A 13,114-nucleotide genomic window follows, 5' to 3' on the forward strand; every position below is an offset into this window, starting at 1 on the left:
AAGGTCGTTACAGGTTTAATCACAGGCGGGTGATCGGCAACTGGACGGCGCGCAGGCGGCATGGAACAACCCTGGACGATACGTCCGGGAGGCCGCTGTGAACGACTTCACATTCCGCTGTGAACGCCCGAGCCTGCGCTTGTTTGCGGCGGCCGTCGTCGCAGTGCTGCTCGGCCTGGCCCCGGCCTCGTCCGAGTCGCTCAGGAAAAGCGGCTATGCGATTGGCACGGAAAGCTGCGGCAGCGGCGATCTCGCCTTTCCCAGACTCCAGATCGACATGAAGGCCGGATTTTGCGCCGGCCTCGTCGCCAGCGAGGAGGATCACCTCAAGTTTCCGCGTTCAATCGTCCAGGTGCCCGGCCGCGACCTGTTCGTGGTGGCCGACATGGGCGGCTGGGGCCACACCGATGGACGGCTGCTGCTGCTCGATCCGCATGCGCCCTTGGGCCAGCGGTTCAAGGAACTGCTGACCGGCCTCGAATATCCGTTCGGCCTCGTGATCGGCCCGGACAGGAAGCTCTACGCCTCGACCGCGGAGGCGATCTTCCGGTTCGATCCGCTCGCGGACAATCCGCGCGGTACGGTCGAGACCGTCATCCGTCACATGCCGGGCCGCCGGATCACGCTGCCCGACGGCACCAGGCTCGACGAGAGTGCGCATCCGCTCAAGCAGTTCGTCTTTGACAGGAGCGGCCGGCTGTTCGTCAATGTCGGCTCGCACAGCGACGACTGCATCACGCGTCCGCCGATCACAAAACCCTGTGCGGCGGCCGAGGGTGCCTCCGCGATGGCCGCGATCTGGCTGTTTACGCCGCCGTCAGGCGGCGTCTTCCCGGCATTGAGGCCAAACGACCCTGACCAGCCGCACACCGTCTATGCGCGTGGCCTGCGCAACTCGATGGCGCTGGCGCTGCATCCGAATTTCCCCGATGCCGGCTACGCCTTCCTGCAAGGCGAGAACGGCCGCGACCTGCCCGACATCTTCAAGCCCAACGAGGAGATCAACGCGATCGAGCAGGGCAGGCACTATGGCTGGCCCTATTGCTACGACCTGTCGACGCCGAGCCCCGAGTTCAGGAGCGTGCTGCAATCCGGGACCTACAAGTCGCTCTGCACGGCCAATGCGCTCTACAAGCCGCCGTTCTCGCTGCTGCCGCCGCACGGCGCGCCGCTTGCGATGCTCTATTATCACGGCGCGAAATTCCCGGAGCTCGAGGGCAAGCTGCTGGTCGGCCTGCATGGCTATCGCCCGACCGGCAGCCGCGTGCTCGCCTACGATGTCGACGACCACGGTTTTCCCAGGCCGAGCCCGGCGCCAGTGCGCTACCATGTCAGCTGCGCGGCTGATCCGACCCACAGCTTCCAGACCGACGCCGGCGAGGTCGCTGCCGCGCCGTTCGAGGAGCTGATTGCAGGCTGGCACCGCGTCAACGGCGCGCGGCCGCAAGGCGCGCCGGTCGGCATGACGGTCGCCGAGGACGGCGCGATCTGGCTGGTCGAGGACAAGAACCAGACCGTGATCCGCATCGACCGTGCCGCGGGCGACGCGCCTCAGCCGCTGCCCTGCGACACGCGCAGCCAGGCGATGATCGACCAGCTCGCGGCCTTCATCGCCAGGGACGCGCAGAACAGCGTTCGCCTCACCACGCTGCGCAAGGGCCTCGTCGAGAAGCATTGCCTCGGCTGCCATTCGGATTTCGGCCTGAAGGCAGGACAGTCGGAAGCGGAGAAGGATGCGACGGTGCTCCGCTTCATGCTGTCGCAGGACGGCTGGATCTATCCGGGCGACCCCGATTCCGGCAGGCTGCGGACGCGCCTTCGCGGTCTCGGCGCCGAGAAGCTGATGCCGCCGGGCGGCGAAAGCCTGCCGAAGACCGAGCCCGGTTACGCACGCCTGCTCGATACCGCTGACCTGCTCGTTGCCAGAATGGTTCCGGGAACGCGGATGCGGATCAAGGCCGGTCCGCCGCAACGCAGGTTCTTTGGCAAAACCAACAAGGAATGCGGCGAAATACCGGCTGCCAAGGTCGTTGTCGTGACACAAAGGAGCGCTGTAGACAAAACCGGCTTCAGCCGATTCTTCCGGCCGGCCGATCCCTATCTGAATGGCGAGTGCACCGACGACGATGGCTATTACATCCGGCAGGAATTTCTGGTGCCTGTGCAGTAGCATCTTGCTCATCGCGACGCCGCCGGCCGCTGCCGAAACCAAGCTGTTCGACAGCGTGCAGGTCACGCCCGCGAGCGAATACACTTTCGGCATCGAAGGACCCGCCGCCGATCTCGACGGCAATTTGTTCGTCGTCAATCTCGGCAAGGCCGGCACCATCGGCAGGCTGCCTGCGGGCGCTGCGGCTTCGGAGCTGTTCACGACGCTCCCCGATGGCAGCGTCGGCAACGCGATCCGTTTCGATCGGAGCGGCGCGATGTTCATTGCCGATTACAAGAAGCACAACATCTTCACCATTGCGAAGGGAAGCACCGAACCTGCCATCTGGTTTCACTCCGACGAGATGAACCAGCCCAACGACATCACGGTCGCGCGCGACGGCACGGTCTATGCGACCGATCCGAACTGGAAGGGCCGCGAGGGCCACATCTGGCGCATCGCGAAAGCCGCCGACGGAACGGTGCAGGGGCAGGTGATGCCGGCGCCCCGCGCGATGGGCACCACCAACGGCATCGATCTCAGTCCGGATGGCAAGACGCTCTATGTCGGCGAATCCAGCAGCGGTCAGATCTGGTCCTACACGATCAGCGGCAAAGAGCTCACCGGCGCAAAGCTGGTGAAGTCGTTTCAGCCCGACACCGTCGACGGGCTGCGCACCGACGTTGCTGGTCGCCTCTACGTCGCGCGCATCCTCAAGGGCACGATCGCGCTGATGAAACCCAATGGCGCGGTCGAGCGCGAGATCGTGCTGAAGGGCAAGGAGCCGACCAACCTCGCCTTCGGCGGCAGCGACGGCAAGACCGTCTTCGTCACGCAGCGTCAGGGCGGCTTTGTCGAATCCTTCCGTACCGATCAGCCGGGCCGCGAGCACTGCCTCCAGCGCGGGCGCTGCTGAGCATCACAGGCGATCTGCTTGCGACGCAGAGCGGTGCGACAGAGGCGGCATTCTTCTCGCTTGCATCTGGCCGCCGCAGCGATCAAGAATCTGTGGCACCGTCAAAGCGACCACGGAGTGTTTGAGTGAAAGCCGTCCATACCGAACTGCACCGCAGCCATGATCCGCAATTCTTCCTGGTTCGCGGTGTCGTCAAGCGCACCACCGAGCAGCCCGAGCGCGCCGACCGCCTGCTCAAGGGGTTGAAGGACGGCAAGCATCAACTGGTCGAGCCGACGACATTCGGGCAGGGACCCCGCGCGCGCATCCACAGTCCGGAATATCTGTCGTTTCTGAGCGAGGCCTGGGACGCCTGGACCGCGCTCGGCGATTCCGGCCCCGAGATGATCGGCAACATCCATCCCGTGCGGCATGCCGCGACCTATCCGACCCACATCGTCGGCAAGCTCGGCTGGCACACGGCCGACACCGCAGCGCCGATCGGCCCGGGCACCTGGGCCGCGGCCTGTGCTGCGACGGATGTTGCGGTCACCGCCGCGCAGATGGTGATGGATGGCGAGGACGCGACCTACGCGCTCTGCCGTCCGCCCGGCCATCACGCCTATCGCGACATGGCCGGCGGCTTCTGCTTTCTCAACAACAGCGCGATTGCAGCCGCGCATCTGCGGCTCAAGCACGAGCGCGTCGTGATCCTCGACGTCGACGTCCACCACGGCAACGGCACGCAAGGCATCTTTTATGCGCGGCCGGACGTGTACACGGTGTCGATCCATGCCGATCCTGTCGCATATTATCCTTATGTCTGGGGCTATGCGCACGAGCGCGGCGAAGGCCCGGGCCTCGGCACCAATCTCAACATCCCGCTGGCGATCGGCACCGGCGACGACGGCTACATCCAGGCGATGGATGTCGCGCGCAAGGCGATCGAGTCCTTTGCTCCCGGCGCCCTCGTCATCGCGCTCGGCCTCGATGCCTCCGAGCACGATCCACTGAAGGGCCTTGCCGTTACCACGCCGGGTTTCCGCCGTATCGGCCAGGCCATCGCCAGGATGGGCCTGCCGACCGTGTTCGTGCAGGAGGGCGGCTATCTCTCGGAGATCCTGGGTGCGAACCTGACCTCGGTGCTGGCAGGGTTTGAAGAAGCGCGGTGATATCTTCGCCTCTCCCCGCGTGCGGGGAGAGGCCGGAATTTGCGACAGCAAATTCCGGGTGAGGGGGGACTCTCCCCGCAAGCGGGGAGAGGGGGAAAACTCAGAACATCCCGCTCGCCGCAAGTGCCTTGCAGACGTGCTGCATCTCGGCCTCGTCCGCGACCATGTCGAGCATGATCGTGGTCAGGCCCTTCGCCGCGAAATCCTTCAGCTTCGCGCCGATCTCGGCATAGCTGCCGACGAGATAGGGGCAGTCGGCCTGGAAGGTCAGGAACGGCAACAGCCAATAGCCATTGTCCGCGAGCTCGCCGCTTTGCCCCTCGTACAGCCGCCGCTTCCACACGGAGTCGCTGTTCTCCACGGTGAGCGCGAGCAGCTCGCGATCATCGGGATTGTCGCGAAAGCGCGCCCTGGCCGCCTGCCGCGCCTCGTCGCGGCTCTCGCGCGCGAAAATGCCGAAATTCATGCCTGATACATCGAGCCCGCGATCGAGGTCCGGCGGCAACATCTGCATCTTGATGCAGCCGGTCTCCTTCGCCACGCGCTGTGCCGCCTCGGACTGGCCCGCGATCAGAAATTCCGGCATCAGCTCCGCGGGCAGGCGGGGGCGCAGTTGCAGGTTGCTCGCACGGTAGTACCGGCCCGCGACATTCACCGGCCGCGGGCTTGAGAGCAACTGGCGCATCAGCGCGACGAATTCGCCAAGACGGACGTAGCGGTTCGCATGGGACTGGTCGTCGCCGAGGCCCTGCAAGTCGCTGACCGCGGTGCCCGTGATCATGTTGAGATAGACCTTGCGGCCGTAGAACTGCGCGAAGGAGGAGACGAATTTGGCTGCCGTGAACGGGTGCATGTAGATGGGGTTGACGGCGATCAGCGGCGAAGATCGCGTCGTCCCTGCCATGATGTGCTGGGCCATTGCCCAGGGCTCGACGAACACGTCGTTGCCTTCGAACAGCAGAATGCCTTCGAAGCCGTTGCTGTCGGCGAACTGCGCCACCCGCATCAGCTCGCCGACATATGTCCTGGGGTCGCGGTTGCGCGAGATCGCGGGGAAGACGCGCAGCCGCGAGGTCGTCATTCAGCCGCTTCCTGGAGCGGCCAGGCGTTGCGGCTGATGGGAAGGCCGCCGTCCGCACGGGAGCCGTCGGCAATCGCGAGGCGATGCGAGGGGGAGGGCGAGCACAGCGAGAAGCGCCATCCCGACGGATCGTCGGCGATGTCGGGTTTGAAGCTGATCTCGATGGCCTCGCGCGACACCTGCATCGCGAAGGCGTCGAGCGGCAAATTGAGGCCAAAGCCCCTGGCCTTCAGATAGGCCTCCTTGAGCGTCCAATAGTCGAAGAAGCGCTCGATCGCCGCCGGCTCCGGCAGGCTGCGCAGCGTTTCGACCTCCTCCGGCGCAAAGAAACGATTCGCGGTGGAGAGCGGGGCGACACGCCGCGACACGGTTTCGACGTCGACGCCGACGGCCTCATGCCCGGACACGACGCAGGCGACGCAGCCATCGGCATGCGACAGGCTGAAATGCAGCGCGATCGAGGTCGCGGGCGCAGCGACAAACGGTCGCCCGTAGCGGCCGGCCCCAAAAGACCAGTCGGAGGGAGCGACGTTGGGCGCGACCCGCGACAGTGCCAGGCGCAGCATGGCATGCGCGAAAATATATTGCCGCCGATGCCGCTCGAACACGAAGCGGTCGGCGCGGACTCGTTCGTCGACCGAGAGCAGGCGCCGGCACGCATCGGCCGCGCCCGGCGCGTCAATAGTCTCGATCAGTCCGACAAACAGTTCAATTCTGTCGTCTGCCATCAATCAGGCCCATGGCGTCAGGCGGAGGCCAAATCCCCCGGTCCTGACGGAAGAATCAATTGAGCAAGAACCAACTGAGCGGAGCGTTGTTATCGGTCCACCCGGGCGAATTCTTGTCGATTTGCAGGCCGGTTTACGAGCTCAAGCTTGTGCGAGACCCCAACTCGCAGGCGAGCGGCCCGTTTTCCGAAAGATTCGTGCGGCGTCCCGGCCGACGAGTCTTACTTTTTCTTCTTGGCCTTCTTCGAGCCGCCCAGCATGGAAAGGCTGGCGTCGACGTCCTTCAGCGCGGACTGGAGCTTCTTCTTCTCGTCGGTCAGCAGCTTTTGCAGGGCCTTGCGGTCCTTGTCGCTCAACGAGGTGCCCTTGGTAAATTTGATGAAACCCATAACACTCCCCCGGATCAAAATAATCGTCCAAATCGAAACGCGAGAATAATCTTGCGCGCTGGCGCCAAATAATCAAGATGCAACTTGGTCATTCACAGCTTTGACGAGTGAATCTGTATTCGCCCGTGCTGTACAGGCGGTCAAGCAGCCCTGCGATCGAGCAATCGGTCGAGCGGCGTGTTGGGTTGGGCGGCGGCGGCCCCCAGCAGCGCGACGAAATCCTCCATCCACTCGCCGACCATACGGGCCTCGAGCAGTTCGCCCTTGTAATTGCATGAACCGGTGATTCCGGTCGGGCGCTCCTTGAGCATCAGCGACAGCCAGGTCTGGTCGATCGGCAGCACCGGCTGCCCCTCGCGCGCGATGTTTCCGATCGATTGCACCGCAATCTCCGGCAGATCGAGCGGCTGGCGCAGGGGATTTTGCAGCGTGAAATACACCTGGAGCAGCGCGGCCGGGTCGATCCCCTGCTGCTCCAGATGGTCGGCCAGCATGTTGAACGGCAACTCCTGCCGCGCATGCGCATCGAGCACGCTCTGGCGCACCTGCACCAAGGCTTGTGCGAACGACAGATCCGGCGTGATTTTCGTGCGGACGATCCCGGTATTCTCGAACGGGCCGACGATTCGGTCGGTGTCCGGCTGGGCGCGATTGGCCATCGCGGTGGCGACCGAGATGTCGGTACGGCCGGTCCGTGCCAGCAGCAGGGCCTTCAGGCCGGTGAGCAGGCACATGAACAGCGTGGCGTTATGCTGACCGGCGAACGCCGTGAGCCGCGCGATCAGGTCGGGTTCGAGCCTGAGCGGATGGTGACCGGTGGATGCGCCCGGGCTCGCGTTGCCGTCGAAGATTGGAGCCGCACCGCGCAGATTCTCCGTCCAGTCGGCGGCCTGGCGGCGTGCGGCGTCGGTGCCGCACCACCAGCGCTGCCAGCGTGCGACGTCCGAAAAGGCCGGCGGCAGCTTCGGCAGCGGCGCTGAGGGACGTCCGGCCAGCGCCGCATAGCGGCTCGACAATTCCTCGAACAGCACGCCGATCGACCAGCCGTCGGCAACGGCATGATGCAGCGTCAGCAGCAGCACGTGATCGTCGGCATGGAGCCGCAACAGCCGTGCCCGCAACAGCGGCGGCCGCGCGGCGTCGAACGGGGTGTAGGTCTCCTGCTCGATCATGAGATCGATCTTCCTGAGTTCGAGGGCCTGGCGCCGCTTGTTGTTGTGCGGCCGCCCGTCGCCAATGACCTCGACGGTGAGGACCGGCCCGAGTTCGCTGGGTGTGGCGATGCGGCTGATCGGCTCCCCGCCGCTCCAGCCGAACGCGGTCCGCAGCGATTCGTGGCGACGCACGATGTCGCCGAACGCCTGGGCGAGGGTGGCCGGATCGAGCGGGCCCTGGAGGCGGAAGGCGAAGGGCAGGTTGAACAGCGGCAGCCCCGGCAGGCTCTGCTCGATGCGAATCATCTGGTCCTGCGCGATCGAGAGCGTTGGAGGGCCGTTTTCAGCCAGCCTTGTTTCAGTGAGTCTTGGCAGGCTTGCAGCAGGCTTGTGCGGCTTCGCCGCCACGGCCTCGTCGACCCGCCGGGCAAGTTCCTCGATCGTCGGCGCCTCGAAGATGGTCTTGATCGGCAGCGAGACGCCGAGCGCGCGGGCGACGCGCGCCATCGCCTGGCCCGCCAGCAGCGAATGGCCGCCGAGATCGAAGAAATTGTCGGTGACACTGAGGTTCTCGACCTTCAGCAGATCGATCCAGATATCCGAGAGCACCTTTTCGGTGAAACGCCGCGCCGGCACGGCCGCATCCGGCTCGGATGCCTCTTGCTGTGCGGGTGCCAGCAGCATGGACCGGTCGATCTTACCATGGGCGTTGAGCGGCACCTGATCCATGAATAGGAATGCGGACGGGATGGCATGGCCGGGCAGTCGGCTCTTCAGGAAGTCGCGCAACTCGCTGGCGCTGACCCGGCTGCCGGGCCTTGCGACGATATGGGCGATCAGCCTGACGTCGCCGCTGGCCTCGCGGCGCGGCTCGACGATGCCGGCGCGCACACTCGGATGGTCAGCCAGCGCATTCTCGATCTCCTTGAGCTCGATGCGGTAGCCGCGGACCTTGACCTGATGGTCGGCGCGGCCGAGGCACTCGATCGTCCCGTCGGCGCGGCGGCGGGCGAGGTCGCCGGTCCGGTACAGCCGGCTAGCAGCCTGGCGCAAGAACGGATCGGGCAGGAAACGTTGCTTGTTCTGCGCGGGATCGTTGATATAGCCGCGGCCGACGCCCGCGCCGCCGATGCAGAGCTCGCCGGTCACGCCGACCGGCTGCGGCTCAAGGTTTGCGTCGAGCACGTAGAGCTGGGTGTTCGGCAGCGGCGCGCCGACCGGAACGTTGCTCGTCGCGGTCGCGGGCGGCTTGGTCAGGCGATGCAGGGAGACGTCGTCGGAACATTCCGATGCGCCATAAGCATTGATCAGCGGCACTTTCGGGCAGCGGGCGAACCAGGCGCGGCAGAGGTCGACCGGCAGCGGCTCGCCGGTCGAGATCAGGAGGCGGAGCCTCGCGAAGGCGCGCAGGATCGGCGCTTCGTCCATGCGATCGACGATCACGCGCAGCAGCGACGGGACGATCTCGAGCACGGTGATGCCTTCGCGCTCGATCTCCCGCGCGAGCAGGGTCGGGTCCTGCACGATCGCGTTGCCGCAGACATGCACGCGCGCGCCGACCATCGGCGCGGCGAGGAACTGCCAGACCGAGATGACGAAGCTTTGCGGCGCGGTTTGCGCGATCACGTCCCTGGCCGACAGCTTCAGCTCGGAAATCAGCGACGCCAGATGGTTCGACAGCCCGCGCTGTTCGATCATGACGCCTTTCGGCGCGCCGGAGGAGCCCGATGTATAGATGAGATAGGCGAGGCTGGATGCCGCGCGCCGCGCGGCGCGGGCCGGCTTGGTCGCCCCCGGCGCGATCGCGTCGTCGAGCTCGGCCACCTGGATGCGCTCGACCAGCGGCTCGAGCAGAGCCTCGACCATGGCCGATTGGGCACGCCCGATCAGCAGCACGCGGGCGCAGCTCGATCCAAGGATGGTCGCAAGCCGCGCCGGCGGCTGGTCGGGATCGAGGTTCAGGAAGGCCGCGCCCACGCGTTGCACCGCGATCATTGCGGCGAGCAGATCGGGTCCGCGCTCCGCGAGCAAGGCGACCACGCTCTCGGCACCGACGCCTTCGCGGGCCAGCCAGCGCGCGGCCGCCTGGCTGCGCCGGGCCAGCTCGCGATAGCTCAGCGATGTGTGTCCGTCCGACACCGCAACAGCGTTCGGCGTTGTCCTGGCCTGACGGTCGAAGCGTTCGCTCAAATTGCCGCGCGTGGTGAAATTGGCCGGTACGCCGTGGCCCTTCGCCAGCAGTTGCCGGCGTTCGGCTTCGGTCAGCAGCGGCAGGCGCGAGATGCGCTGTTCCGGATTGGCGATGACGGCCTTGAGCAGGGTCTTGAATTGAGCAGCCATGTCTTCGATCGTGGCCGCATCGAACAGATCGGTGGCGTACTCGAAGAACCCGGTGAATCGGCCGTCGGCCTCGACCAGCTCGAGCGTGATGTCGAAGCGCGCCACTTTTGGATCGACCTCCAGCCGCCGCGTCGACAGACCCGGAAAGCTTGCCGCCTCGATCGAGGCGTTCTGGAGGATGAACATGATCCGGAACAGCGGATTGCCGTCGCTCCGGCGTGCGATCTGTAACGCACGCAGCACCTCCTCGATCGGGAGATCCTGATTGCGGTAGGCATCCAGCGTGACCTGGCGCACCCGCCGCAACATCTCTCCGAAGCTGGGATCGCCGCCGAAATCGTTGCGCAGGATCAGGGTGTTGGCGAACAGCCCGATCAGACGCTCGCTCTCGATCTGGTTGCGGTTGGCGATCAGCGATCCGGTCGCGACATCCTCATGCGAGGTGTGACGGAATAGCAGGCACTGAAACACCGCGAGCAGGATCATGAAGGGCGTGACGCCCTGGTCCTGGCTCAGCGCGCGGACGTCGCCCGAGAGGGCCCTGGAGAATTCGAAATAGTGACGGGCGCCGTGACCGCTCCAGATCTCAGGCCGTGGCCGGTCGGTCCGCAGCGGCAGCGTGGTGACGCCGTCGAGCTGCGTCCGCCAGTAATCGAGCTGTTCTTTTGCCGCCGGCGTTCGCGCCCAGCTCTGCTGCCACAGTGCGAAGTCGCGATACTGGAAAGTGGGCGAGGGCAGCGCTGCCACGCCCTTCTTGCGTGCCGCGGCATAATGGGCGGCGAGCTCCTCCCAGAACAGCCGCTGCGACCAGCCATCGGTGACGAGGTGATGCAAATTGACCACCAGCGCGTGGCTGGATTTGTCGAACGACAGCAGCGTGACCTTCAGTGGCGGCTCGTGCGCCAGGTCGAACGGATATTGCGCGAGCTTGAGCGTCTCGCGCCGGACGACCGCGACCTGGTTGTCCGCAGGGCAGGGCTTGAGCTTGATCCGCTCGAATTTTGGCAGCGATTGCAGCACAAGCTGCGCCGGCTCGCCCTGCCGTTCGACGAAGACCGAACGCAGCGCCTCATGGCGGGCGCAGATCGCGGTGAGGCTCGCAGAAAGCGCGGCGACGTCGACCAGGCCTTTGAGGAGCGCGACTTCGACGACATTATAGTTGTAGCGGGTCGGATCGAGCCGCGAGAGCAGGTACATCCGCTGCTGCTGGTGCGACAGCGGCGCGTCCGCTGTCGCAGCTCCGGCCCGGCGCCAGGCCGGCAGCGCCGCTTCGCGATGGGTTGCGGCGGTCTCCAGCCGGGTCGCAAGCGCGGCGACCGTAGCGCAGTCGAAGATGTCCTCGAACGAGAAGTCGACGTTGAAGCGTTCGCGCAGGCGCGAGCGCATCTGCGTCACCGCGAGCGAGTCCGCGCCGAGCGCGAAGACGTCCTGATCGATGCCGACCTGCGGCAGCTCCAGCAGACCGGCCCAGATCTCCGCGAGCTGCGTCTCCAGCGTGGTGCGCGGCAGGCGCGCCGCATCGGCGTCCTCCGCCGTCGCGATCAGATCAGCCAGTGCGTTGCGCTTGACCTTGCCGCTGGCGCCCTTCGGCAGCGCCGCCACGCTGCGGATCAGGCTCGGCACCTTGTAGGCCGCGAGACGCTTTCGCGCGAACTTGCGCAACTGGTCCGAGGTCGCCTCGGAATTCGCTCGCAACACCACGACGGCGGCGACGTTCTCGCCGAGCTTTGGGTGCGGAACGGCAAAGACGCCGGCCTCCAGCACTGCCGGATGGCTGAGCAGGACCTCTTCCACCTCGAGCGGCGAGATCTTCTGCCCGCCGCGATTGATGACGTCCTTGATGCGGCCGACGATGAAGAGATAGCCGTCGGTATCGAGATAGCCGAGATCGCCGGTCCGGAACCAGCTGTCGCGGAAGGCGGCCTGCGTCGCCGCCTCGTCATTATAATAGCCACGGCTCATGTTCGCGCCGCGCAGCACGATCTCGCCGTGTGCGCCGCTCGCAAGCGCGCGGCCCGTCTCGTCCATGATCGCGATCTCGGGCCCCGCGGCTCGGCCGACCGATCCGAGCTTGCGCAGCTCGAACGGGTTGGCCGCGATCTGCGAGGCCGCCTCCGTCATGCCGTAGGTTTCGAGCACGGGAACGCCGAACGTCGCCTCCAGTCCGCCAAGGATCGCGGGCGCGAGCGAGGCCGAGGCCGAGCGGATCACGCGTAGCGACGAGGCCCGGGCGCGGCCCGGATCGGCTTCCGCCGCCGTCAGCAGCGCGCGATGGATGGTCGGCACCGCCGTGTACCAGGTCGGTTGCAGCTCCCGCATCCAGCCGAAGAAGGACGATGCGTCGAAACCCTCGGTGCAGATCACGCTGGAGCCTGCGGCTAGCGCCGTCAGCAGACCCGAGATCAAACCATGGGCGTGAAACAGCGGCAGAACGTTGAGCAGGCGATCGTGGGACGTGAGCGACAGCACGCGGCCGGCATTGGTGGCGGACAGGCACACGTTGCGATGCGTGAGTGGCACCATTTTCGGCCGCGCCGCCGTGCCCGAGGTCAGGAGGATGAACGCATCGTCGTCGCCGCGCGAGGCGCCGCTCGTGCTCGCCGGACCGACCGCCGGGCCCACGAACGCGCAGCCTCCGAGATCGTCGTTCGGCCCCGGCACGAAATCGATCATCGCGATATCGAGCGCCCTGGCGACGTCGCGACTGGCCGAGTTCATGTCGGCCCGGGTGACGAGCGCCGTCAGCTTCAATTCGCTGAAATTGCGTTGCAGCTCGTCCGCGGTCAGATCGGGATTGACGGGGATGCAGGCGCAGCTTGATGCGACCGCGATCAGTGCCAGCGCGCTGTCCGCGCCGCGCGGCAGCGCAACGGCAATCCGGTCAGCCGGCGCAATGCCGAGCCCGCGTAGCGTGCGGACCAGATCCTGCGTCCGCTCGCCGAGCGCGCCGTAGGTGAGGGCCGGCCTGCCAGGGGCGAGGAGGGCGGGCGCCGCCGGCGTCCTGCGGGCGTAGAAGTCGAGAAGGCCGCCGATATGGGAAAAGATCTTCGTTTCGCCGCTCGCGCCGACCGATCCCGCTCCGGATGCAATGTCCGACAATGCCATTCCTTTTTGATCTGATTGAGCTATTCTTCCTATGAGTTAGGGAACGCGTCCAGTCTGAGGTGAAGTTCGGGCCCCAAAATCTGTGGTTGAGGGGCCTAAAG

Annotated in this window: 7 protein-coding genes; 3 read left to right on the forward strand and 4 right to left on the reverse strand. The window is 65.9% G+C overall.

What is annotated here, in order from left to right:
* Positions 1–97: 97 nt before the first annotated feature.
* From ACE10W_RS07820 to ACE10W_RS07830, 3 genes are all read left to right on the forward strand, one after another.
* Positions 98–2,170 (forward strand): sorbosone dehydrogenase family protein, encoded by a 2,073-nt coding sequence (locus tag ACE10W_RS07820; RefSeq protein ID WP_304550916.1) that lies wholly within the window; start codon positions 98–100, stop codon positions 2,168–2,170.
* Complete coding sequence (locus ACE10W_RS07825) at positions 2,127–3,065, forward strand: SMP-30/gluconolactonase/LRE family protein (protein ID WP_161536215.1); 939 nt, start codon at positions 2,127–2,129, stop codon at positions 3,063–3,065. The genes ACE10W_RS07820 and ACE10W_RS07825 overlap by 44 nt, the downstream gene beginning before the upstream one ends.
* 125 nt (positions 3,066–3,190) lie before the next feature.
* Positions 3,191–4,216 (forward strand): histone deacetylase family protein, encoded by a 1,026-nt coding sequence (locus ACE10W_RS07830; RefSeq protein ID WP_011085022.1) that lies wholly within the window; start codon positions 3,191–3,193, stop codon positions 4,214–4,216.
* A 100-nt stretch (positions 4,217–4,316) separates the two neighbouring features.
* Here ACE10W_RS07830 and ACE10W_RS07835 read toward each other — a convergent pair whose 3' ends face one another.
* The 4 genes from ACE10W_RS07835 to ACE10W_RS07850 form a co-directional block, all read right to left on the reverse strand.
* Positions 4,317–5,297, reverse strand: a complete 981-nt coding sequence (locus ACE10W_RS07835) for an LLM class flavin-dependent oxidoreductase (protein ID WP_304550919.1) — start codon at positions 5,295–5,297, stop codon at positions 4,317–4,319.
* A complete protein-coding gene (locus ACE10W_RS07840) occupies positions 5,294–6,025 on the reverse strand; it encodes a 4'-phosphopantetheinyl transferase superfamily protein (protein ID WP_011085024.1) in 732 nt (243 codons plus the stop codon). Before ACE10W_RS07840 ends, ACE10W_RS07835 begins: the two co-directional genes overlap by 4 nt.
* Positions 6,026–6,246: 221 nt before the next feature.
* Positions 6,247–6,414, reverse strand: a complete 168-nt coding sequence (locus tag ACE10W_RS07845; RefSeq protein ID WP_166466031.1) for a hypothetical protein — start codon at positions 6,412–6,414, stop codon at positions 6,247–6,249.
* Positions 6,415–6,554: 140 nt separating this feature from the next.
* Positions 6,555–13,013 (reverse strand): non-ribosomal peptide synthetase, encoded by a 6,459-nt coding sequence (locus tag ACE10W_RS07850; RefSeq protein ID WP_304550922.1) that lies wholly within the window; start codon positions 13,011–13,013, stop codon positions 6,555–6,557.
* Positions 13,014–13,114: the final 101 nt, after the last annotated feature.

Origin of the sequence: Bradyrhizobium sp. B025 (assembly GCF_042257955.1) — a bacterium.
GTDB lineage: Bacteria > Pseudomonadota > Alphaproteobacteria > Rhizobiales > Xanthobacteraceae > Bradyrhizobium > Bradyrhizobium diazoefficiens.

What these genes read in the sequence shown, in the direction of transcription:
- ACE10W_RS07825 (WP_161536215.1), top strand. Translation starts at nt 2,127, where the DNA reads ATGGCTATTACATCCGGCAGGAATTTCTGGTGCCTGTGCAGTAGCATC.
- ACE10W_RS07835 (WP_304550919.1), bottom strand. Translation starts at nt 5,297, where the DNA reads ATGACGACCTCGCGGCTGCGCGTCTTCCCCGCGATCTCGCGCAACCGC.
- ACE10W_RS07840 (WP_011085024.1), bottom strand. Translation starts at nt 6,025, where the DNA reads ATGGCAGACGACAGAATTGAACTGTTTGTCGGACTGATCGAGACTATT.
- ACE10W_RS07845 (WP_166466031.1), bottom strand. Translation starts at nt 6,414, where the DNA reads ATGGGTTTCATCAAATTTACCAAGGGCACCTCGTTGAGCGACAAGGAC.
- ACE10W_RS07850 (WP_304550922.1), bottom strand. Translation starts at nt 13,013, where the DNA reads ATGGCATTGTCGGACATTGCATCCGGAGCGGGATCGGTCGGCGCGAGC.